Raw genomic sequence first — 21,677 nt, 5'->3', positions numbered from 1 at the left:
AATGATTGATTATGAGAAATATGTTGGGAAAAAAGTTCTTATAAAAACAAAAGATAATAGCATATTTACAGGTAAAATTTTAGACTATGATAACGGATTTAATGATGACACAAATATAGAAACAATTATTATTCATGCAATTAATTGGGCAGAACATCCATATCAGGAAATAAAGATAGTAGATATTGTAAGTGTTGTTGAGGTGTAAATGGCTAAAGATGATATGCCGGTATTTAATTAGATATGATACTGTAGAAAATGCTTTTGTAATACAATCTAACGGGAAGTTAATAGGTTTCAAGAGCAATTCAGAAATAAGCGTAGAAATCTTTAATTGTGACTTAAATGGTTCTACAGTATTACATAATCATCCCAAAGCTAACGGCATAACATCTTTTGGCGGCGATGATTTTGAATTCTTAAAAAACAATCAGAACATCAGGAATTTTTTATGTTCCAACCCTGAATTTGATTACTCAATGAGTGCCTTAAAAGACATCTCAAATGTTTCATATAGTGAATACTATCACAAAGCAATGTTAAATATGGATTTATCTAAGGAAGTTGATTTTCAGCATTTAGTTATGATTGAAATAAAAAAAGAAGGATACATAAAATATGACAGAAGAAGAAAAAAATAAAAAAATAGAAGAATTAAAAGATGAGTGGATAAAAGAATATTCTAAAATACAGCCTAATGAAAATAAAAATCTTTTAGATGGTATAGGATTCAAAAAAACAATTGAACTTGAAAAAAAATACAAAAAACTAATAAGAGAAGTTATTGAAGAATACAATGGTAAGATTAAAAAATATAAAAAAGAGTGATAACACTATTGAGTGTGATATATATCCGGAAGACAGCACGTTTCCCGGACATATAATTGTATCAACAAAAACAGAAGTAATATTAAGCTGTAAACTTCCGCAAGGTTATGAATGGTGTTTAAATCATGCTTCCCATGCACGATGGAAATTAATAGAATTGTTAAAAAACAACGAAGAAATTACAGAAGAAATATTAGTTATGTGGTGTTAAGTTAAGGTGAGTATATGGCAGAAACGAGCATGGGTTCAGTCAATTATTTAAAGGGAGGAAGGTTGAAGTTTCAATTAATCCCACAACAGGAAATTTAATACAAACAAACCCGCTAAGTTATAAAGGGAACTGAAATAAAAAATGACTAAAATTGGTGACGTAGAATTTGAAATATTGAAAAAATATAATATTAAAGTTAATGAAACAATGCCCATTAATGATGTACTTGAAGAAATATCGGTAAAAATGCTTGAAATAGGATTTAAAGAAAATGATGAAATAAACGAAAAAGGCATTGAACTCGAAAGGTTGTATGACAGAATTTTTTATAACAACAAAGGGAATTAAACATGGCTAAAGATTGATTACAATGTGATTAAATTCAAAGTATTAGTATGATTATATATTCAAAAAACGGGTATCATATATATCCAAGGAGGTAAACATGGTTGATTATGAAAAATATATTGGTAAACGTGTTATGGTAGAAAAGAAAAACGGCAATATGTTTGTTGGAGAGATGATTGATTATGATCACGGTTTTGATGATGATTCCAATGAAGAAAAGATAACGATTATAGCTGTTAATTGGCCAGAATACCCTTGCCAAGAAATTAAGATATCAGACATAATACTGTTTAAAGAGGTTTAACTTATGGCTAAAGACGACATGCCAGTTTTGTTTTGTAAGATATTAGTATATCTATACAAAGTATTAAAAGGCAAACAAGAGCAAGATAAATACTATATACAACCGTTTACAAAAGACTTTCCAATCAGTGAAGATTATTTACAAAACGTGCTTATTTAACTACAAGAAAAAGGATATATACGAAATTTAGATTATAAAGTCGTATTCGGCGGGGACGTAGTATATTTTAATTATAAAAACATCGAAATAACATATGACGGGGTAGAGTTTTTAAGAGAGAACAGTACAATGCAAAAAATAGCGCGAACTCTTAAAGAGGCTATTCCGATAATTGAATTATTTAACTAAGGGGAATATATGGCAGAAAAAAGAATAGGCAGACAAGCGAGTTTCAGATACTTGTAATTTCATACGGCTCTAAAACGGTCATCCTCAGTTGCGACCATAAATGTAAGTTTATAAGACTTGTAACTCCACAAAACTCTAACATATTATCAATATACAAACACTGATGAAAACAATAGATACAATTTTAATTATGTATAGAGCGGACTATTAAATCAGCTCTTTTTTTGTTCAAAAATAAGTAATTTTTACATAATTATCATATGGTAATGATTTTCGCAGTAATTTCGGATTATTACCGGATAATTATTCTTCTGAAATTTCTTTTTTAAAATAAATGTGTTAGAATACACAAATATTTTATTAGGGAGAATATTATGGAAAATAGCAGAGGTTTTCAGTCACGTCTCGGATTTATTCTTGTAAGTGCGGGGTGTGCCATAGGAATAGGAAACGTTTGGAAGTTTCCGTATATGGCAGGCTCAAACGGAGGAGCCGTATTTGTAATTTTATATTTGGTATTTTTGGCAATTTTGGGAATACCGGTTATGACCATGGAACTGGCTATAGGAAGAGCTACAAAGAAGAGTACTACGTCAGCCTACAGGCAGCTTGAGAGAAAAGGAAGTTTTTGGCATGTTCACGGCTGGTTTGCTCTGGTGGGAAATTATATCCTTATGATGTATTACACCACGGTTGCCGGATGGATGCTTAATTATACATGGAAGTTTGCTACGGGAGAATTTGATTCGCCGGTAAATGTTGACGGAAAATCTTTTTCTTCATATATGTATGAGAGCATGATATCGGATCCGTTCCAGCAAATCCTTTTTATGTCGATTATAGTAATTCTCGGGTTTGCCGTAATCAGTTTGGGCGTTAAAAACGGTCTGGAAAATATCAACAAGATAATCATGATTGCATTGCTCGGTCTTATAATCATACTTGCAATTAACAGTTTAACCCTCCCGGGTTCGGGAGAAGGCGTTAAGTTCTATCTTATGCCGGATATAAACCATGTCAATCAGGTAGGATTGGGGAATGTAATTGTCGGAGCAATGAACCAGGCGTTTTTTACTCTCAGTGTCGGAATAGGCTCCATGGAGATATTCGGAAGTTACATGGACAGGTCGCACACTCTGGGAAACGAAGCCGTTACCATTGCGGCATTGGATACATTTGTGGCGATAGTTGCTGGACTTATTATTTTTCCTGCATGCTTTAGCTACGGTGTTGCGCCGGATGCGGGACCTTCATTAATATTTGTTACTCTTCCCGAGATATTTATACATATGGGAGGAGGAAGGATATGGGGAACGCTGTTTTTCCTTTTCATGACATTTGCCAGCTTTTCCACGGTAACAGCCGTATTTGAAAATATTACGGTAAATTTAGTGGACAGTAAGGGAATATCAAGAGGAAAGTCCGTAATTATTAACTTAATAATAATTCTTATCGGATCTGTTCCTTGTGCTCTCGGTTCCAACCTGCTTTCCGGAGTGCATTTAATAGGCGGAAGAGGTATTCTCGACAGTGAAGACTTTATCTTAAGCAGCATTCTGTTGCCTGTCGGTGCTCTGTGGTTTACCGCATTCTGTACAACAAAATGGGGATGGGGATATGACTGTTACATCGGAGAAGTCAATGAAGGAAAGGGACTTAAGATTCCTGCCTGGAGCAGATATTATCTTATGATAGGTCTTCCGATACTTATAGTTGCCGTATTTATTACAGGACTTATTAATGGGTGACATTAAGGTATGGACGGTCTTTTTTACAGTTTAAATGCAACAATGCCGATATTTTTTGTTATGATGCTCGGAGTCGTATTCAGAAAGATCGGCCTGTTAAGTGAAAACCTTGCCTCCGGTATTAATAAATTCGTTTTTAAGGTTGCTCTTCCGGCCAATCTGTTTATCCAGCTGCATAATGTGGATATATTTGCCATATGGGATACCGGTTATGTTATTTTTTGTTTTGCCGTTACTCTTATAAGCGTATTAATTTCATGGGGTGTATCACATTTCCTTAAAGACGGCAGTGTAAGAGGAGAGGTGGTTCAGGCTTCATACAGAAGCAGCGCTTCCCTTTTGGGTATGGCATATATTGAAAATATTTACGGTTCGGCAACCGTAGGTTCGCTTATGATGATTGGGTGCGTGCCGCTGTATAATATTTCGGCTGTCATTGTTCTGTCGTTAATGAACCCGACCAATACCGGTGTTGACGGCGGGAAAATAAAATCCTCGGTCACGGGTATAGTAAAGAATCCGATTATCTGGGGAATTATTTTCGGCTTTGCATGGTCTTTGACGGGCATTCGCCTTCCTGTCATGGCCGAAACAACGATATCGTACATAGGCCGTACCGCAAGTCCTCTCGGACTGCTTGCCATGGGAGCAATGGTGGATTTCGGAAGTATAATTAAACAAAAGGGTCCCGTTATTCTTTCGGTATTTATGAAGCTTATTTTATTTGTTGTATTATTTGCGCCTTTTGCCGTATGGTTTGGATTTGACGGTGAAAAGCTTATTGCGATTATTGTTATGCTCGGTTCGGCGTCCACGGTGGGCGGATTTATTATGGCTAAAAACATGGGACATGAAGGAAGTGTTTCGGCCGGGTCGGCGGCACTCAGTACACTTCTCAGTTCATTTACAATGACGTTATGGATCTGGCTGCTCAGAAACCGCGGTTATTTATAACATAAAATTTATAAAAGCAACGGAATAGTGATATGTTTGTTTATGAAAATGAATACATATCATTATTTCGTTGCTTTTTGTCTAATTGCGTTTATTTTATAAAAATGATAAAATTTATATTAACTGTCTGTTAACTCAGATGTGAGATGCGACAATTTTTGAATGTACTTATAAACTGTTTTATGTTTGTAAAATTTAACTGTTAGGAGAAATTTATGAGTTCAGCGCAAATATTAATGTTACTGGCCATGATTGCATATCTTGCGGCAATGGTCGGTATCGGATTTAAGTTCTCCAATAAGAACAAAACAATGGGGGACTTTTATCTCGGAGGAAGAAAGCTGGGGCCGTTAGTTACCGCAATGAGTGCGGAAGCCAGTGATATGAGCAGTTATTTGCTTATGGGATTGCCGGGACTTGCTTATTTGACCGGTTTGGCTGATGTGGGATGGACAATTATAGGTCTTGCCGCAGGTACATATTTAAACTGGCTGATTGTTTCGAGAAGACTTAGAATTTATACGGAAAAGACAAAATCAATAACCATACCGGAATTCTTTTCCAACAGATACGGCGATAAAAGGAAATACTTAACGCTTCTTGCCGCTGTTTGGATAATAGTATTCTTTATTCCGTATACCGCATCGGGATTTGCGGCATGCGGAAAGCTTTTTAACAGTCTGTTTGGAATTGATTACCATTTGGCCATGATTATCAGCGCAATTGTTATAATACTTTACACCATGCTCGGAGGTTTCCTTGCCGCATCCACAACCGACTTTATACAAAGTATTATAATGACCGTAGCTTTGTTTATCGTCCTCGGATTCGGCGTTTATGCCGCCGGAGGCATGGAAAAGGTAATAGAGAATGCGTCAGGTCTTGCCGGATATCTGTCATTTACCGAAACTCACGATCCCGTTACGGGAGCGGCGAAGTCTTATTCGTTTATAAATATTATTTCCACATTGGCATGGGGATTGGGATATTTCGGAATGCCTCATATTCTTTTAAGATTTATGGCCATTGAAGATGTAAGCAAGCTTAAGACTTCAAGAAGAGTTGCATCAATTTGGGCTTTGGTAGCAATGGCAATATCCGTGTTAATAGGAGTTATCGGATTAACTCTTTCAAAGAACGGTTCCATTAACACTCTTGAAGGATCTGCATCGGAGACCGTTATTGTTGAGATTGCGTCGCTGCTGTCACAAAACGGATGGATACTTGCCATAGTTGCGGGTATCATCTTAAGCGGTATTCTTGCTTCGACCATGTCTACGGCCGACTCACAGCTTCTTGCGGCATCATCAAGTGTAACTAACGATATTTTGGTGGGCTTTTTCAAAAAGAAAATTTCGGAAAAGAAGTTATTGCTTATTTCCCGTTTAAGCCTGCTGGCCATTGCCGTTGTCGGAGTTTTCCTTGCATGGAATCCAAACAGTTCCGTATTCCAGATAGTTTCATTTGCCTGGGCGGGATTCGGAGCTACATTCGGACCTGTGGTTTTACTTGCTCTTTTCTGGAGAAGATCCAATTTCTTCGGAGCAATATCAGGTATGATTGCAGGCGGAGCCGCAATATTTATTTGGAAGTTCGTAATAAGACCGTTGGGCGGAGCTTTGGATATTTATGAATTATTGCCTGCATTTATCATCGCAATCGGTGTAAACGTAATTGTAAGTTTATGTACAAAGGCACCTGATACTGAAGTTACGGCTGTATTTGACGAAGTCGGAAAATGTAAAGAGTAATTGCAGGTTTAAAATATAAAGATAATATTTCGTCACGTTTTATTAAACGGATTTTAAATCAGGAGATTATTATAAGAAGTTTATAAGGGGAAGTAAGATGAAGATTACATATTGGTTGGATTTTGTATGTCCGCACTCATATATCGGAAAAGCCAGACTGGAAGACGCAATTAGGAGAGCGGGTATTGACAGAAACGATGTTGAATTTGAATACAAAAGTCTCGAATACGATAAAAACGCTCCTAAGGAATGTGTTGATTCTTCCGTTCAGATTGTATGTAAGAGATATTACTACGGCCCTACCGGAGCTAAGATGGCAATGAAAAGAATATCCGATTGGGGTAGGTTTGAAGGCTTGGAATTGAATTATTTAACCGCAAGATATACCAATACTCTTGACGCCAACAGACTTCTTAAGTTTTCTCAGTCAAAGGGAGATTTAAATGTAACGGAGAATCTTGTTGACGGATTATTCAAAGCCTTCTTTACCGACAACGCGGAACTCAGCGACAAGAAAGTACTCATTGATGTTGCGGTAAAAGCAGGACTTAACAGAGATGAAGTTGAGAAGGTTTTGGACGGAAATGAATTCGAAGCCGAAGTTCGCGCAGATGAAGCAGAGGCAGAGAGTATGGGAATCGGAACGCCTTATACAATTATAGACGGCGTAAAGGGTGAATTTACCGTCAACGGTGCTCAGGACGGCGTTATGTTCGTTAAGGCACTTAAAGATGCTGCCGGAATAAACTGATATATTTTTATGATAAAAGACGCTTTTCTTTCTTAAAAGAAAGGCGTCTTTTACTTATATTATCAAAAATGTTACAAAAATGGACTAAAATTATATTTTGTAAAATATTTTTTAAAAATATAATTTGTTTTATAATTCACATGGATATATTATGTAGTCAGTTAATATATACGCAAATGAACCTGACATAATAGTCAGACAATTGCCGGGCGTATTATTTAACTGATAATTTTATGAATACGTTTTTCTGACAAATCGATATAATTCGGTAATATATTTAAAGAGGGGAGTGGTACAAATGAAGATTACTTATTGGGCTGATTTCGCATGTCCGTATTGTTATATAGGAGAAACAAGACTGTTAAAAGCGGTTAAAAAGCTTGGAATGGAAGACAGCATTGAGCTTCAAATGAAAAGCTATGAGTTAAATCCGAATGCGCCTAAAGAATGCACGGGAACAACGGCGGAAAGATACGCAAAAAGAATGAAATTAGGTCCTAAGGGCGCTGAATACCACGTTGACAGAGTTTCAAGGCTCGGCCGTATGGAAGGTCTGGAAATGGATTACGCAAAGTCGAGATATACCAATACTCTTGATGCACACCGACTCCTTAAGGCAGCTCAGTTAAACGGAGATAAGGAAACGACAGAAAAACTGATAAATAATTTATTTGATGCATATTTTGCAAAGGGACTTGAATTAAGCGACAGAGATACCCTTATAAAAATCGGAGTTGAATCCGGGCTTGCAAAGAATGATATTATTAATATATTGGAAAGCGATAAATTTACCGATGAGGTAAGAGCTGACGAGAAAGAAGCAGACGAAGCGGAAGTTTACGGAGTGCCGTTTTTCATTATAGGAAATAAAAGATTGGAGGGGGCGGTTGAAGAAAATGCATTTATCACCGCCGTTAATGAAGCTATGAAAAAAGAACATAATGAAGATGAAATTATTTTTGATGAAATGGACTTAGATAATGTATCACATGATGAAACGGAAAGTGTTGCGGATGATGCACATAAAAATATTGCGGATGATAATCATGAACACGGATGCAGTGACGGTGTATGCAGATTGTAATACACCGGAATGATATCCTTAAAGATACAATCAAAGTTAAAAATACGGTAAATAATAAAATATAATCATAGAATTTAGATTAAAAAGCCTGATTACGTAAATACGGGAACGTATATTATATAATCAGGCTTTTAATTTAAGATATTATTTTATAACCCTTTCATCAGGTTCAAAACAGGCGTAATTATTGTCCTTATTACACATACTCTCGTCTATTTCCTTAACATAAGGATCTGCTTCTATGGCACAGCATCGTCCGGCACGGGTCCATTTACATTTTGGAAAGTTAGGACATATAAATTGAAAACATTGATTATCCTCCGTTATATTTGCCATATGCTAAACCTCCTTTAATCTTATAATAACCGTAAACAAAGTTTTGGGTAGATTATAGCATATTAATCACGGTAATAGTATTTTAAAACACGGAAGTCCGGATTTTTTATTAAAGCTTATTTATATAATAATTTGCATCACATAGCCCAATGATGTACATTTAGATTCGTAATTAAATGTGATTTTTGCTTCACGGATATGATTGCCACGGTAAGCAGCCTGTTGTATGTTTAAATTTTACGATAATATTTTCGTGATGATTATTTTTAGGAGTACCGAATGTTAAAAGAACCGTCAAAAACAAAAGAAAAAATAGTAGAGTGGATAAAAGAATATTTTGAATCAAGTATACCTGATGCATATGCGGTCATAGGTATTTCGGGAGGAAAGGATTCTAGCATAGCCGCTGCTCTGTGCGCAGAGGCACTTGGATCCGACCGTGTTGTCGGCGTTATTATGCCTGACGGTGAACAAAATGATATTGACGACAGTTACAGGCTTACGGAATATTTGAGAATTAAACATGTTGAAATTAATATTAAAAAAATCACTGCAGCATACTTGGATTTATTTGAAAGTAACGATGACTTTAAGAAATTGTCAAATAACAGAGAAGGTATAAGCCGGGATGCCAAAATAAATATGCCGCCGAGGATAAGAATGAGCGTACTGTACGGGGTGGCCCAATCCCTGGACAAGGGCGGACTGGTTGTTAATACATGTAATTATTCCGAAGATTTTGTCGGATATTCCACAAAATACGGAGATTCCGCAGGGGATTTCAGCCCGCTGTCATCACTTACGGTTTCGGAAGTCTTACAGATAGGGAAGGAGTTGAATCTTCCGGACGATTTAATATATAAAACGCCGTCTGACGGTCTCAGCGGTTCAAGTGACGAGGAAAAACTCGGTTTTACATATGAAGAACTGGAGAAATATATTTATTCCGGAGATTGTGACAATGCCGTTTCAAAAGAGCGTATTGAAAGACTGCATATAAGAAACCTGCACAAAATACTTCCGATGCCTGCATATAATAAATCGGAAGATGAAATACTTTAAGAAAAACAATTTTGCATGAAAAAAGACTTGTACTCTGTTAAGAAGATTATCGAATAATCAAAATCGGATTCAACTTCTTAATATGATGTACAAGTCTTTTTTACAGGATAAAAATATATACAAAAAGTTTAATAATTAACGGAATATTTTATCAGAATCGGAAATCTCTTCTGTTGGAATGTTCTATATCATAGAGATGTTCTTCCGTAATCTTCTTTACCTTTTCTTTCGGAATTTTATTTAGTTCCTGTTCGATAACTTCAAAGCCCTGATTTTTTGTTCCGTCCGATGCATAATCAACAAGGTATTCGGCAAGAGTCATGAGTGCGTTAGGGTGGCAGCAGTTAAGAATCTGACCGCTCTTGCAAAGTTCCATGAATCTGTCGCCGGTTCTTCCCTCTCTGTAACATGCCGTACAGAAAGAAGGAATGTGTCCGTTATCCATAAGCCATTGAACAACCTCATCAAGTGTCCTCTGATCGGATACGTCAAACTGTTCCGTATCGTGAGGACGTTCATTTTCCGTATATCCGCCCACGCTGGTTCTGGAACCGCCGCTTAACTGTGAAATACCCGCGTGGAGCATTTTTGCGCGGACTTCCTCGTTTTCTCTGGTTGAAATAATCATACCCGTATACGGTACGGCGAGTCTTATACATGCCGCAATCTTTACGAACATATCATCGGAAAGAGAATTGTCAAATTCGTCGGGATCAATATCATCGGCGGGTTTAACTCTCGGAACACTTATTGTATGAGGGCCTACGCCGAAGACTGCCTCAAGGTGTTCTGCATGCATAAGTAATGCTGCGAATTCATATTGATAATTGTCAAGGCCGAATAACACACCGAGACCTACATCATCAATTCCCGCCTCCATGGCTCTGTCCATACTCTCCGTATGGTATGCATAATCATGTTTAGGTCCCGTCGGATGAAGTTCCTCATATGCTTTTTTATTATATGTCTCTTGGAAAAGGATATATGTTCCTATTCCGGCATCCCTGAGTTTTCTGTAATTCTCAACCGTTGTGGCGGCGATATTGACATTTACGCGGCGGATCTCACCGTTTTTATGCTTAATACTGTAGATTGTTTTAATTGATTCAAGAACATAATCAATGGGATTATTAACGGGATCTTCGCCGCATTCGAGTGCGAGTCGTTTATGTCCCATGTCCTGAAGTGCAATAACTTCATTTCGGATTTCTTCCTGAGTAAGCTTCTTTCTCGGAATAGTTGTGTTTTTTGCGTGATACGGACAATAGAGACAACCGTTTATACAATAATTGGAAAGGTATAAAGGAGCAAACATAACAATTCTGTTGCCGTAGAATTTTAATTTGATGTCTTCTGCGATTTTGTATATTTCACTGTTGATTTCTTCGTCTTCACAGGCAAGGAGTACACTTGCTTCCCTGTGTGTAAGACCTTTGCAGACATATCCCGTAGAAGTTTTTATCGGCTTTGCTTTCTCGATGATGGAACGGATAAGCTCTAAATTATTTTTGTTTTCCTGAGCATACTTTATTGTATCAAGAATTTCCCGTTCATTGATAAATTCTTCGGCTTTAGAAGAAGCCGGATTGTAATTAGCCATAGTTCCCCCTTAATTGATTTCTCTGATTTTATAATAAAAAGCCATAATGTATAAAATATTATAACAGATTGAAGTAAAGAAATTGTTACACAAATCCGGTAATTTAATACATAAATTAAAGAATAATATACATAAATATGGTAAAATACAAAAAAGTCAGGGGGTGCGAAAAATGGACGGCAAGGATAAAATCAGGGAATATTATCACTCTTTCAGAGAGTTTGCTGGTGAACAAAAACGAAAGATAGAAAATGTTATACAAAAAGAAAAAGATTTGAGGAAGCTTGACGACGTTGTAAAGACAAACAATGAAAAATCCGAAAGCGAAATCAGCAGATTATGGGATGTTATTGAGAAAATGGACATCCAAATTAATGTTCTTGAAAATAAAGTTATGAAGTTGGAACAGAGATTAGAGGAAGCAGAAAAGAATGAAAAATAAAAAGGTTTGCTTTGTTATTCAAAGATACGGTGAAGAAGTTAACGGCGGAGCGGAGCAGCATTGCCGTTTTCTGGCGGAACGCATGGCTGAGTTTTGTAATATTGATGTTCTTACAACTAAGGCAAAGGATTACATAACCTGGAAAAACGAATATAAAGAGGATATAGAGTGGCTTAATAATGTCAAAATAAGAAGATTCGGAGTGACTGCCGAAAGAAATACGGATACATTTTCAAATGTATCCATGTCTTTGAGAAATAATTATTCGGGAGATGAAGAACTTCAGGAAGAAGTTGAGAATCTGTGGATAGACGAGCAGGGACCTCTCGTTCCGGATTTGGTTAAATATATAAAAGAACACAAAGACGATTATGATGTATTCGTGTTTTTTACATATTTATATTATCCTACCGTGAAAGGTCTTCCGGAGGTAGCCGATAAGTCAATTCTTTTACCTCTTGCCCATGATGAATATGAACTCTATATAGGTATATTTAAAAAGCTGTTCAGTCTTCCGAGAGCGTTCTTTTTTAATACCGAAGAAGAAAGGAATCTTGTTCGTCATGTATTCAAAAATTACGGTATACCTTATCTGATAGGTGGTGTCGGCGTCGATCTTCCCGAACACATTGATGTGGAAGGATTCAAGAAAAAATACAATCTGGACAGGTATATTACTTATGTGGGAAGAGTAAGCGAATCCAAAAATGTAGGTCAGCTTCTTGATTATTTTGAAAAATATAAAGAAGAACAGTGCAATGATTGCACCGACAATCTTAAACTGGTGCTTGTGGGCAAAACGGAAATTGATATTGAAGGACGGAATGATGTTATTTCTCTCGGATTTATCGATGAAGATGAAAAGTATGCGGCTATTGCGGGCTCCGTTGCCCTTGTTCAGCCATCGAAATATGAAAGCCTTTCGATGGTGGTTCTTGAAAGCTTTAAACTTTCACGCCCGGTTATCGTAAACGGAGAGTGTAAGGTTTTGAAAGGACATATTGACAGATCCGACGGCGGATATTGTTATTACAATTACGATGAATTTAAAGATGCTATTTATAATTTGGAAAATGACGCCTCAAAGAACAGAAGTCTCGGTAAAAACGGCCTTAAATATGTAAATGCAAATTATGACTGGAATGATATTTGTCACAAATTAATGTATTTAATAAATGAGATTGCAAATTAAGCAGGAATACGGGGTGATGTCGTGCTTGAATTAAAGGATGTTGTAAGAGAGTATAATACCGGAGGTTTTGTTAATCACGCTTTAGATCATGTAAGCATTAAGTTTCGTGACAGTGAATTTGTAGCTGTTCTCGGACCGTCAGGTTCGGGTAAAACGACAATGTTGAACATAATAGGCGGATTGGATCATTTTACATCCGGAGATCTGCTTATTAACGGAATTTCAACCAAGGATTATAAGGATAAGGATTGGGACGCATACAGAAATCATTCTGTCGGATTTGTTTTTCAATCTTACAATCTTATAGGTCACCAAACCGTTTTATCCAATGTTGAGCTTGCGCTTACAATAGCCGGAGTGTCTCCGGCCGAAAGAAAAAGGCGGGCTGCAGAGGCTTTGGAGAAGGTAGGACTTAAAGAACATATAAACAAGAAGCCTAATCAGCTTTCCGGAGGACAGATGCAGAGAGTTGCCATTGCAAGAGCGCTTGCCAACGATCCGGAGATTGTACTTGCCGATGAGCCTACCGGGGCTCTTGATACGGAAACGGGCATTCAGATAATGGAACTGCTTAAAGAAGTATCAAAGGACAGACTTGTGGTTATGGTAACTCATAACCCTGAACTGGCACAGGATTATGCCACAAGAATAATTTCCATAACCGACGGAAAAATTAAGTCTGATTCCAATCCTGTGGAATTAAGTGAAATAACCGAAAATAAGAGCGTGCGTAGGAATAAAGTCGGAATGAGCCTTGGAACGGCATTTAAGCTCAGCTTAAATAACCTGAAAACAAAAAAGGGAAGGACAATTCTTACATCTGTTGCGGGATCTATAGGTATTGTGGGTATCGCGCTTATTTTATCGCTTTCTTCCGGCGTAAATGATTATATGGATACACTTCAAAAGGACACCCTTAGTTCATATCCTTTACTTATACAATCCCAAACGGTTGATTTATCATCAATAACATCATCGGGATTTACAAGTAATCCTAATGCCGGTAAGACGGAGAGAGAGGGAGTATACGGATCTGTCAGCGGGTTAAGGGGCTTTAACATCATCAGGAATAATTTGTCGGCATTTAAAAAGTATATTGACAACCCTGATTCCGATATTCATAAGTACATAGGAGAAAACGGTGTATCATATGAATATGACATGACATTTACTGTTCTTTCAAAAGATTCAAAGGGGGAATATATTGATTCCTCAAGTTCTCCCAGTGACGGAAGTACTACCGGCGGTACTTTAAGCATGATGTCGTCTCTGATAGGAAGAAGTAATACGGAGAAGTCAACGATTTTTTCCGAAATACCTTCAAACAGAGATAAAACGGGCGTTAATGCGACCATGACCGAAGGTTACAGTGTGGTGAGCGGAAGATGGCCTACAGAATACAACGAAGCCGTACTGTTTTTGGATGAAGCCAATTCCATAACACTTTCGCAGGCATACAGCATGGGGCTGATTACGCAGGATGAATATGATGACTATGCGGATAAAGCTGATGTAAATACCAGCGATTTTGAAATTATATCGGATTATTCAAAGGTTATCGGTAAAGAATATTACATGATTCCTACATGTGAATTTTATAAGAGCAGCGGTAACGGAACATTTTATAAAGAAGAATTGTCATCTCTCAATCAAAAAGATTACCTTGACAAATCAATTCCGTTTAAGATAGTGGGAATTGTAAAATCAAAGGGAAGAAACGGCGGTTCCACATTTGATACACCTATAGGCTTTACATCTAAAATGACTGATCGCATTTATGATATTGAATCACAATCCGATGTCGTAAAGGCACAATTGGAAAGCAAAGATAAGAGTGTAATAACCGGAACCAAATTCAATGTATCTACCGATGAAGAGAAGGTGGAGGCGGCGAAAAGTTATTTAAAGGCGCTTCCGGACAGTAAAAAAGTTCAGACTTATACATTGATTGCGGCGAATTCCAAACAGCCTGTTCAGCCGAATGCGGGAATGGTTCCGCAGACATTGACAAACGGAGCGACATATGAATCAATGATGGCTGCGGCCTTGGATAATTGGGTTGATACCACATCGGATGAAGAAGCGTTACTTAGTATTTATAAAGATTACATAGGAAATATTACTTATGAAGATACTCTTAATAAATTGGGTATGATAGATAAGGACAATCCTTCATCCATTAATATTTATACGGACAGCTTTGAATCCAAAGACAAGCTGATTAATGCAATAAATGATTATAATAAAACCGTTCCTGAAAATGAAAAAATTACGTTTACGGATTATGTAGTCGTGATAGCTAATTCGGTAACAAGTATGGTTACCGTAATTTCTGCGGTACTTATAGCCTTTGTGTCCATATCCCTGGTGGTTTCTTCCATAATGATCGGAATTATTACACATATTTCCGTATTGGAACGAACAAAAGAGATAGGTATTTTAAGGGCACTGGGAGCATCCAAATCCAACATTGCTCAGGTATTTAACGCAGAGACAATCATTATCGGATTATTCTCCGGAGGAATAGGTATAGGAGTCGGATATTTGTTGGATATACCTGCCACGGCAATAATCAGAAGTGTTGTGGAAGAAGCAAATGTTACTGTGGTACTTAATCCGGTTCATGCAATTATTCTTGTAGGAATAAGCGTTTTGGTAACATTTATAGGCGGATTGCTTCCGGCGGGAAGGGCTGCCAAGAAAGACCCTGTGGAAGCTTTAAGAAGCGAATAAGTTTTTTCAAAACGATTAAATATTAATTATTAATTTTTGCGGAAGCATTTGCCGAGTAAAACGGTTATATGCTTCCGTTTTTTTTACATATGCCTATTTATGGCTTGAAATGTTTAAAACTTACGATAATTGTAGTAGAATACTTTTATAAATATTTACAATACGAAAGGAAAAGTATACATTTCTTTAATTGCATTAATACAGTATGCAATTTTGTTATTTATATGGATATCTGCAATGATAAAAGATGATTTAAAGAGAGATATTATTTATTACTTTAAAAAGCAATATGATTTGGGAATGCTCAATACGTTTGAAGGAAATATAACCGTAAGAATACCTGACAGCGAGAACTTTCTTGTAACTCCCACACAGCAGGATAAAGAGAAAATTACTCCTGACATGATATTGGAAGTTGATAAGAACGGCAATCTTGTGGAAGAATCGAAGTGGAAGCCTTCAAGTGAACTTGGTATGCATCTTAAGATTTATGAACTTCGTCCGGACATAAGTGCCGTAGTACACAATCACAGCACGTATGCAACGGCATTTGCCCTGGTCGGAAGGCCGATATCAAACGAAATGGCTGAAGGGTATATGTATTACGGCGGAGACATTCCGGTTTGCCCGTACGGCAGACCGGGAACACCTGCGGTTTATGCTCATTTTGAAAAATATTTCCTGGATAAGGATAAAGATGTGGTACTGCTTGCCAACCACGGACTTGTTGCGGCCGGTAAAAGCGTAAGCCAGGCCTTCAGTAAGGCAGAAGCCGTTGAGAAGCTGGCTCAGATTGTTATTGCTTCCGAAGCTCTCGGACCGGATCTTCCTCTTTCCGCCATAGAAAAAGAAAAGTTGCTTGAGGTTTACAGAGCGAGAAAGGATTAATCTTATGTATGATAAGTATTTTTTGATGTCAGAATCGGATATTGAAGGATATATAAGAGAAAAGCTTCCGGAATATTTTGACAGTGAAGATAAACTTGTATGTAAGGAAATAGGCGACGGTAATCTTAATTATGTTTTCAGGCTCGTTAATGAGAACGGCAAGAGTATAATAATTAAACAGGCCGGGGAGGAACTCAGGATTTCAAAGGATCTTAAGCTGTCCACTGACAGAGGCAGAATAGAAGCCAACGTCCTTAGATTGCAGGCAGAATTTGCTCCGGGATATGTACCTAAAGTTTTTTTATATGATGAAGTAATGTGTGTTCAGGTTATGGAAGATATGATAGGACACGGCATGATGAGAACAGAATTGTTAAAGGGGAATGTGTTCCCTCTTTTTGCGGAACAGATTTCGGATTTCCTTGCAAAAACTCTGATTTTATCCGGCGATATTGTTATGAATCATATGGAAAAAAAGAAACTTGTCGGAAGATTTATCAATCCGGATTTATGTGATCTTACCGAACATCTTGTGTTTTCGGAACCTTATTCGGACTATAATAAAAGAAACAATCCTTTCGAAAAAAACAGGGAATTTATTGCAAAGAATATTTATTCCGATGAAAGCTTAAAGGCAAGAGCAGCCGAACTTAAATATAAATTTATGAACAATGCGGATTCTCTTATCCACGGGGATTTGCACACAGGCTCAATATTTATTAATAAGGATCATTTATATGTATTCGATCCCGAATTCGCGTTTTACGGTCCTGCCGGTTATGACATCGGTAATATCGTAGCCAATCTGCTGTTTGCATATGAACATGCAGACAAAGTATTATCCGAAAAAAACGATATTGATGCGGAATTATTTAAAAAGTGGATTTTGGACACTGTCAGAGACATCATAGATTTGTTTTTAGAAAAATCAAATGTATTATATGATGAAAAATGTTCTGACATTATGGCTGACAATATAATATTTAAGAATAAATATATGGAAAATATTCTTAAGGACACCGCAGGGTATGCAGGAACGGAGATAATAAGAAGAATAGTCGGAATGGCAAAGGTAAAGGATATCACATCCATTGAAGATGAGGAAAAACGAGCCGTTTCGGAGCGCAAATTATTGTTGTTTGCAAAAATACTTATGTCGGAAAGCGATATTTTTGCTAACGGCAAAAGTTATGTCGACAAATGGCTTGATTTGAACGTGATGTAAATCAACACATAAGGAGATTAATCATGAAAAAGAATATATTGGATTATGAAACCGTACGATTAAACGATGAACATGATTGTATAGAAATTATAGATCAGACAAGGCTTCCCGATGACATCAAAATATTAAAGCTAAGTACACAGGAAGATATTAGAGATGCCATAAGCAGACTTGCGGTAAGAGGAGCTCCCGCAATCGGCATTACGGGAGCATTTGCTCTTTATCTTGCTTCAAAGGAGATATCATACAGCCGTACTCATAACGAAGTTCCCGGTTCAATGGAAATTGCAAATGATGAGGGATATTCCGATGAAGATATTATTAAAGAATTCTTCCTTCAGTTAAGCGATGCAAGAGAATATATTAATCTGTCAAGACCGACGGCGGTGGACTTGTCATGGGCATTAAACAGAACATACGAGGCTGCGGTTAAAGCAAACGATAATTTTACGGGAGATTATATAGGAGACCGTCTTGATTATATCGTTAACGGTATAAAGGAAGCTGCCTGCGCCATATATGACAACAACATTGAAATGTGCAGGAAGATAGGCGAACATGCACTTACGTTGGTCAAAGACGGAGACTCTCTTCTTACACACTGTAATGCCGGAAAGCTTGCGACAGTCAAATACGGAACGGCAACATCCGTAATGTATCTCGGAAAAGAAAAAGGTTATAATTTCAAAATATATTGCGACGAGACAAGACCTCTTCTTCAGGGATCAAGACTTACGGCATTTGAACTGTCAAGTGCGGGAATGGATGTTACTCTTGCATGTGACAACATGTCTGCGTCTCTTATGAAGGACGGAAAAATTGACGCAGTGTTCGTTGGATGCGACAGAGTGGCGGCCAACGGCGATACAGCCAATAAAATCGGAACACTTCTTCTTGCCATTGCAGCCAAACGTTACAACATTCCGTTTTATGTATGCGCTCCTTCATCAACAATTGATTTTGCTTCCGAAACGGGAAATGATATTGTAATTGAGCAAAGAGACATAGAAGAAGTTACGAGTATGTGGTTTAAAAAGCCAATGGCTCCGGAAGATATTAATGTTTATAATCCGGCATTTGACGTTACGGATGCCGATCTTATTACGGCAATAATTACGGAAAACGGAATTGCTTATGCACCGTTTGAAGAAAATTTAAAAAAACTTGCAGAAGGCTGAAAGTTGGCTGATTATTTAACATTTACGGATGCATTTTGTGTTTCCTGATTTTTTAAGGCGGAGTGAATACACTTCGTCTTTTTGTTATTTATGAATATTTCACAGTGCAACTTATGTATAAATATACACACATTTACAAATACTGTGATATAATAACCCAATATAAAACAATGATTTGATTAATATCATTAATCATAGATGTATAAATATAGACAGATTTATAAAGGTAGGGTGATTAATATGACTGGTAATTCAAAAGGTAATATTAAATATTCCATAAAAGACCGTGTCGGTATAGCAGAAATCAGTATTTCTGATGAGGTGTTAATTGTTATTGCGGCACTTGCCACTACAGAGGTAGAGGGAGTTGCTTCATTGTCGGGAAACATCACAAATGCCGTAGCGTCGAGACTTGGAGCCGGAAAGCTGTCAAAGGGTGTGAAAATTCACATTAACAACAGAGTAATATCTGTGGATGTTTCCATAAACATAAAGGACGGCTATGCGATACCTGATGTATCTTCTCAGGTACAAACTCGCGTTAAGCAGGCGATTGAAACAATGACGGGGTTGTCGGTTGATAAAGTTAATGTACGAATAACAGGTGTTTCCGTGGAGAATGAATAATGGCTAAGAATATGTCGAGAAGCGCTGTAAGAGAACACATATTTAAGATTGTTTTCGGGTATGATTTTCATAAAGCGCCGGAGGATTGTGATCTTATAGTTTGTAATTATTTAGATACAGCAAAAAATGTAAACGATGATCATATTGAATTCTCCGAAGATGATAAAAATTATATAGTGTTAAAAGTCAATAATATTGTTTCCGAAATAGACGAAATAGACAAGAAAATCGAAGCATTGTCAAACAAGTGGAAAATAGACAGAATTGCCAAAGCGGAACTCGCCATTCTTCGTCTTGCGGTTTATGAAATATTATATGATGACGATATTCCTGACGGAGTTGCCATGAATGAAGCAATCGAATTGGCGCATAAATACGGAGATGATTCCGCGGGATCATTTATTAACGGAATTCTTTCAAATATCGTTAAGGAAAAAACAGCGGATAATTGAGGCCCGGGTAAATGGAAGAGAACAAAAAAATATATTCCGTGCTGGAACTTAATACATTTATTAAAAGACTTATAAACAGTGAATATTTATTAAGCAATATATATATTAAGGGAGAAGCTTCTAACGTGAAGTATCATAATGCCACGGGACATATATATTTTACAATAAAGAGCAAGGGCGACAGCGGTGAAAACTCTGCCGTTTCGGCCGTTATGTTCAGAAGCAATGCATCCAATCTGACATTTCGTCTTGAAGAAGGTATGGGAATCATAGTCAACGGCAGAGTGGATGTATATGAGAGAGACGGAAGATATCAAATATATGTTAACAGCATTACAAAAGAAGGAGTAGGCGACCTGTATCAAAAGTTACAGGAGCTTATGGAGAGATACCGTAAATCCGGTGTATTCAATGATGAGCACAAGAAGCCGATACCTAAATTTGCGACAAGGATAGGAGTTTGTACCGCTCCGGACGGCGCGGCCTTCAGAGATATAGAAAAGATAATAAAACGAAGAAATCCGTATGCACAAATCGTCTTATATCCGGCACTTGTTCAAGGTGTTAATGCAAAATTAAGCATTGCGAGAGGAATAGAAACACTTGACAAACTGGGGTTGGATGTAATTATAGTCGGGCGCGGAGGCGGTTCGATAGAAGATTTGTGGGCTTTCAATGAGCCTGAGGTGGCTAAGGCGATATTTTATGCCGAAACGCCGATTATTTCGGCTGTAGGTCACCAGATTGATTATACAATTTCAGATTATATTGCCGACAAAAGAGCGGCAACACCGTCAGAGGCGGCTGAAATTGCGGCGTTTGACATTAATGAAATAATTCTTTCGCTGGATACATATAAGGATACATTATTATCGGCCGCAAGGAGAATAATAAATGAGCACAAAAACAGATTAAAGTCTGCAAATGATATGCTTACGGCATTAAGTCCCGCAAAAAAACTTGCCCAAAATAAAGAAAAATTATCCTCTTTTAAGGAGCGTATAGGCTTGTTATTGTCTAATGTTTTGGAAGAGCGTAAAGGCGCAAACAACTTATTGGCCGATAAATTAAAATATACATTGTCCGGTATGACGGTTCAGTATAAAAGCAGATTACCGTTTATCAGGAATTCATTATTAACATCTATACACAAAAGTATAGATGTTAATAAAAATAAACTTAAACTTATTTATAATAATCTTGACGCTTTTTCGCCTGTAAAAAGGATTTCAAGCGGATACGGTTATCTGGAATCCGGGCAGAGAAGAATAGTATCCGTACGGGATATTAACGTGGGGGATAACGTCAGTATTTATCTTAAAGACGGTAAAATAAATACCACGGTCAATAATATTGATAACGTAAATATATTGGATACCTGATTAACGGAGGCTTATATGAGTGAAGAAAATAAAAACATATTAGATAAATCTAATTCCGATACGATCGAAAAAAATTTTGAAAAATTAGATGAGATTGTATCCAAAATGCAATCAGGAGAGATTTCTTTGGGAGAAGCCCTTGAAATGTACAAAGAAGGAACACTTCTCGTAGAAGATACTGCCAAAAGGCTTGATATGATAGAAAAACAGATTACTGTTATTAACGAATAATT

25 protein-coding genes and 1 pseudogene are annotated in these 21,677 nt (G+C 37.2%); 24 read left to right on the top strand and 2 right to left on the bottom strand.

Annotated elements, in window-relative coordinates:
* Position 1 precedes the first annotated feature (1 nt).
* From ACYQ1N_RS04410 to ACYQ1N_RS04350, 13 genes and pseudogenes are all read left to right on the top strand, one after another.
* Positions 2 to 208 (top strand): hypothetical protein, encoded by a 207-nt coding sequence (locus ACYQ1N_RS04410; RefSeq protein ID WP_459833216.1) that lies wholly within the window; start codon positions 2 to 4, stop codon positions 206 to 208.
* Positions 198 to 641, top strand: a complete 444-nt coding sequence (locus tag ACYQ1N_RS04405) for a hypothetical protein (protein ID WP_459833213.1) — start codon at positions 198 to 200, stop codon at positions 639 to 641. Before ACYQ1N_RS04410 ends, ACYQ1N_RS04405 begins: the two co-directional genes overlap by 11 nt.
* Complete coding sequence (locus tag ACYQ1N_RS04400; protein ID WP_177956343.1) at positions 619 to 828, top strand: hypothetical protein; 210 nt, start codon at positions 619 to 621, stop codon at positions 826 to 828. The genes ACYQ1N_RS04405 and ACYQ1N_RS04400 overlap by 23 nt, the downstream gene beginning before the upstream one ends.
* Positions 785 to 1,039 carry a hypothetical protein gene (locus ACYQ1N_RS04395; RefSeq protein ID WP_459833211.1) on the top strand — a complete coding sequence of 85 codons (255 nt, stop codon included), beginning with the start codon at positions 785 to 787 and terminating at the stop codon, positions 1,037 to 1,039. The genes ACYQ1N_RS04400 and ACYQ1N_RS04395 overlap by 44 nt, the downstream gene beginning before the upstream one ends.
* 141 nt (positions 1,040 to 1,180) lie before the next feature.
* Positions 1,181 to 1,387 carry a hypothetical protein gene (locus ACYQ1N_RS04390; protein ID WP_459833209.1) on the top strand — a complete coding sequence of 69 codons (207 nt, stop codon included), beginning with the start codon at positions 1,181 to 1,183 and terminating at the stop codon, positions 1,385 to 1,387.
* A gap of 97 nt (positions 1,388 to 1,484) precedes the next feature.
* Positions 1,485 to 1,691, top strand: coding sequence for a hypothetical protein (locus tag ACYQ1N_RS04385; protein WP_459833206.1), 207 nt, complete (start codon positions 1,485 to 1,487; stop codon positions 1,689 to 1,691).
* Between the two features lie 3 nt (positions 1,692 to 1,694).
* On the top strand, positions 1,695 to 1,850 hold the full coding sequence (locus tag ACYQ1N_RS04380; protein ID WP_459833204.1) for a hypothetical protein: 156 nt from the start codon (positions 1,695 to 1,697) through the stop codon (positions 1,848 to 1,850).
* 12 nt (positions 1,851 to 1,862) lie between these two features.
* Positions 1,863 to 2,039 (top strand): annotated as a pseudogene (locus ACYQ1N_RS04375) (YjcQ family protein); the annotation flags it as partial.
* A gap of 374 nt (positions 2,040 to 2,413) precedes the next feature.
* Positions 2,414 to 3,787: a sodium-dependent transporter gene (locus ACYQ1N_RS04370; RefSeq protein ID WP_459833201.1), complete on the top strand. Its 1,374-nt coding sequence runs from the start codon at positions 2,414 to 2,416 to the stop codon at positions 3,785 to 3,787.
* 9 nt (positions 3,788 to 3,796) lie between these two features.
* On the top strand, positions 3,797 to 4,741 hold the full coding sequence (locus ACYQ1N_RS04365) for an AEC family transporter (RefSeq protein WP_459833199.1): 945 nt from the start codon (positions 3,797 to 3,799) through the stop codon (positions 4,739 to 4,741).
* Positions 4,742 to 4,956: 215 nt separating this feature from the next.
* Entirely contained in the window at positions 4,957 to 6,492 is a 1,536-nt protein-coding gene (locus ACYQ1N_RS04360; protein ID WP_459833196.1) for a sodium/proline symporter, read from the top strand.
* A 97-nt stretch (positions 6,493 to 6,589) separates the two neighbouring features.
* Positions 6,590 to 7,243 (top strand): DsbA family oxidoreductase, encoded by a 654-nt coding sequence (locus tag ACYQ1N_RS04355; protein WP_459833193.1) that lies wholly within the window; start codon positions 6,590 to 6,592, stop codon positions 7,241 to 7,243.
* 298 nt (positions 7,244 to 7,541) lie between these two features.
* Entirely contained in the window at positions 7,542 to 8,327 is a 786-nt protein-coding gene (locus tag ACYQ1N_RS04350; protein WP_459833191.1) for a DsbA family oxidoreductase, read from the top strand.
* Between the two features lie 144 nt (positions 8,328 to 8,471).
* Here the strand turns inward: ACYQ1N_RS04350 and ACYQ1N_RS04345 are convergent, their stop codons facing one another.
* Complete coding sequence (locus ACYQ1N_RS04345; RefSeq protein WP_459833188.1) at positions 8,472 to 8,663, bottom strand: hypothetical protein; 192 nt, start codon at positions 8,661 to 8,663, stop codon at positions 8,472 to 8,474.
* A 279-nt stretch (positions 8,664 to 8,942) separates the two neighbouring features.
* Here ACYQ1N_RS04345 and nadE point away from each other — a divergent pair, with 279 nt between their 5' ends.
* The gene (gene nadE, locus ACYQ1N_RS04340; protein WP_459833186.1) at positions 8,943 to 9,725 is read left to right on the top strand and encodes an NAD(+) synthase; all 783 of its coding nucleotides are present in this window, start codon (positions 8,943 to 8,945) and stop codon (positions 9,723 to 9,725) included.
* Positions 9,726 to 9,876: 151 nt separating this feature from the next.
* Here nadE and hydG read toward each other — a convergent pair whose 3' ends face one another.
* Entirely contained in the window at positions 9,877 to 11,325 is a 1,449-nt protein-coding gene (gene hydG / locus ACYQ1N_RS04335; RefSeq protein WP_459833183.1) for a [FeFe] hydrogenase H-cluster radical SAM maturase HydG, read from the bottom strand.
* Between the two features lie 172 nt (positions 11,326 to 11,497).
* Between hydG and ACYQ1N_RS04330 the strand changes: the two genes are divergently transcribed.
* The 10 genes from ACYQ1N_RS04330 to xseB all read left to right on the top strand — a co-directional run bounded on the left by ACYQ1N_RS04330 (position 11,498) and on the right by xseB (position 21,675).
* Entirely contained in the window at positions 11,498 to 11,767 is a 270-nt protein-coding gene (locus ACYQ1N_RS04330) for a hypothetical protein (protein WP_459833180.1), read from the top strand.
* Positions 11,757 to 12,959, top strand: coding sequence for a glycosyltransferase family 4 protein (locus tag ACYQ1N_RS04325; protein ID WP_459833178.1), 1,203 nt, complete (start codon positions 11,757 to 11,759; stop codon positions 12,957 to 12,959). The genes ACYQ1N_RS04330 and ACYQ1N_RS04325 overlap by 11 nt, the downstream gene beginning before the upstream one ends.
* 21 nt (positions 12,960 to 12,980) lie before the next feature.
* Complete coding sequence (locus ACYQ1N_RS04320) at positions 12,981 to 15,692, top strand: ABC transporter ATP-binding protein/permease (RefSeq protein ID WP_459833176.1); 2,712 nt, start codon at positions 12,981 to 12,983, stop codon at positions 15,690 to 15,692.
* A 237-nt stretch (positions 15,693 to 15,929) separates the two neighbouring features.
* The gene (locus tag ACYQ1N_RS04315) at positions 15,930 to 16,580 is read left to right on the top strand and encodes a class II aldolase/adducin family protein (RefSeq protein WP_459833173.1); all 651 of its coding nucleotides are present in this window, start codon (positions 15,930 to 15,932) and stop codon (positions 16,578 to 16,580) included.
* 4 nt (positions 16,581 to 16,584) lie between these two features.
* Complete coding sequence (gene mtnK / locus ACYQ1N_RS04310; RefSeq protein WP_459833170.1) at positions 16,585 to 17,805, top strand: S-methyl-5-thioribose kinase; 1,221 nt, start codon at positions 16,585 to 16,587, stop codon at positions 17,803 to 17,805.
* A gap of 23 nt (positions 17,806 to 17,828) precedes the next feature.
* Complete coding sequence (mtnA, locus tag ACYQ1N_RS04305; RefSeq protein WP_459833168.1) at positions 17,829 to 18,983, top strand: S-methyl-5-thioribose-1-phosphate isomerase; 1,155 nt, start codon at positions 17,829 to 17,831, stop codon at positions 18,981 to 18,983.
* A 240-nt stretch (positions 18,984 to 19,223) separates the two neighbouring features.
* Complete coding sequence (locus ACYQ1N_RS04300; RefSeq protein ID WP_459833165.1) at positions 19,224 to 19,610, top strand: Asp23/Gls24 family envelope stress response protein; 387 nt, start codon at positions 19,224 to 19,226, stop codon at positions 19,608 to 19,610.
* Positions 19,610 to 20,062 carry a transcription antitermination factor NusB gene (gene nusB, locus ACYQ1N_RS04295; protein WP_459833163.1) on the top strand — a complete coding sequence of 151 codons (453 nt, stop codon included), beginning with the start codon at positions 19,610 to 19,612 and terminating at the stop codon, positions 20,060 to 20,062. The genes ACYQ1N_RS04300 and nusB overlap by 1 nt, the downstream gene beginning before the upstream one ends.
* An 11-nt stretch (positions 20,063 to 20,073) precedes the next feature.
* Entirely contained in the window at positions 20,074 to 21,444 is a 1,371-nt protein-coding gene (gene xseA, locus ACYQ1N_RS04290; RefSeq protein WP_459833161.1) for an exodeoxyribonuclease VII large subunit, read from the top strand.
* 15 nt (positions 21,445 to 21,459) lie between these two features.
* Positions 21,460 to 21,675 carry an exodeoxyribonuclease VII small subunit gene (gene xseB, locus ACYQ1N_RS04285; RefSeq protein ID WP_459833159.1) on the top strand — a complete coding sequence of 72 codons (216 nt, stop codon included), beginning with the start codon at positions 21,460 to 21,462 and terminating at the stop codon, positions 21,673 to 21,675.
* Positions 21,676 to 21,677: the final 2 nt, after the last annotated feature.

The organism is Howardella ureilytica, assembly GCF_054657495.1.
This window is presented reverse-complemented; position numbering and strand designations above follow the sequence as displayed.

Bases quoted from the DNA above. Each gene is read 5' to 3' on its own strand.
- ACYQ1N_RS04345 (WP_459833188.1), bottom strand. From the start codon at position 8,663: ATGGCAAATATAACGGAGGATAATCAATGTTTTCAATTTATATGTCCT.
- ACYQ1N_RS04325 (WP_459833178.1), top strand. From the start codon at position 11,757: ATGAAAAATAAAAAGGTTTGCTTTGTTATTCAAAGATACGGTGAAGAA.
- ACYQ1N_RS04410 (WP_459833216.1), top strand. From the start codon at position 2: ATGATTGATTATGAGAAATATGTTGGGAAAAAAGTTCTTATAAAAACA.
- hydG (WP_459833183.1), bottom strand. From the start codon at position 11,325: ATGGCTAATTACAATCCGGCTTCTTCTAAAGCCGAAGAATTTATCAAT.
- ACYQ1N_RS04355 (WP_459833193.1), top strand. From the start codon at position 6,590: ATGAAGATTACATATTGGTTGGATTTTGTATGTCCGCACTCATATATC.
- ACYQ1N_RS04380 (WP_459833204.1), top strand. From the start codon at position 1,695: ATGGCTAAAGACGACATGCCAGTTTTGTTTTGTAAGATATTAGTATAT.
- ACYQ1N_RS04400 (WP_177956343.1), top strand. From the start codon at position 619: ATGACAGAAGAAGAAAAAAATAAAAAAATAGAAGAATTAAAAGATGAG.
- xseB (WP_459833159.1), top strand. From the start codon at position 21,460: ATGAGTGAAGAAAATAAAAACATATTAGATAAATCTAATTCCGATACG.
- ACYQ1N_RS04300 (WP_459833165.1), top strand. From the start codon at position 19,224: ATGACTGGTAATTCAAAAGGTAATATTAAATATTCCATAAAAGACCGT.
- ACYQ1N_RS04365 (WP_459833199.1), top strand. From the start codon at position 3,797: ATGGACGGTCTTTTTTACAGTTTAAATGCAACAATGCCGATATTTTTT.
- ACYQ1N_RS04370 (WP_459833201.1), top strand. From the start codon at position 2,414: ATGGAAAATAGCAGAGGTTTTCAGTCACGTCTCGGATTTATTCTTGTA.
- ACYQ1N_RS04330 (WP_459833180.1), top strand. From the start codon at position 11,498: ATGGACGGCAAGGATAAAATCAGGGAATATTATCACTCTTTCAGAGAG.
- ACYQ1N_RS04390 (WP_459833209.1), top strand. From the start codon at position 1,181: ATGACTAAAATTGGTGACGTAGAATTTGAAATATTGAAAAAATATAAT.
- ACYQ1N_RS04385 (WP_459833206.1), top strand. From the start codon at position 1,485: ATGGTTGATTATGAAAAATATATTGGTAAACGTGTTATGGTAGAAAAG.
- mtnK (WP_459833170.1), top strand. From the start codon at position 16,585: ATGTATGATAAGTATTTTTTGATGTCAGAATCGGATATTGAAGGATAT.
- ACYQ1N_RS04350 (WP_459833191.1), top strand. From the start codon at position 7,542: ATGAAGATTACTTATTGGGCTGATTTCGCATGTCCGTATTGTTATATA.
- xseA (WP_459833161.1), top strand. From the start codon at position 20,074: ATGGAAGAGAACAAAAAAATATATTCCGTGCTGGAACTTAATACATTT.
- nusB (WP_459833163.1), top strand. From the start codon at position 19,610: ATGGCTAAGAATATGTCGAGAAGCGCTGTAAGAGAACACATATTTAAG.
- ACYQ1N_RS04360 (WP_459833196.1), top strand. From the start codon at position 4,957: ATGAGTTCAGCGCAAATATTAATGTTACTGGCCATGATTGCATATCTT.
- ACYQ1N_RS04315 (WP_459833173.1), top strand. From the start codon at position 15,930: ATGATAAAAGATGATTTAAAGAGAGATATTATTTATTACTTTAAAAAG.
- nadE (WP_459833186.1), top strand. From the start codon at position 8,943: ATGTTAAAAGAACCGTCAAAAACAAAAGAAAAAATAGTAGAGTGGATA.
- mtnA (WP_459833168.1), top strand. From the start codon at position 17,829: ATGAAAAAGAATATATTGGATTATGAAACCGTACGATTAAACGATGAA.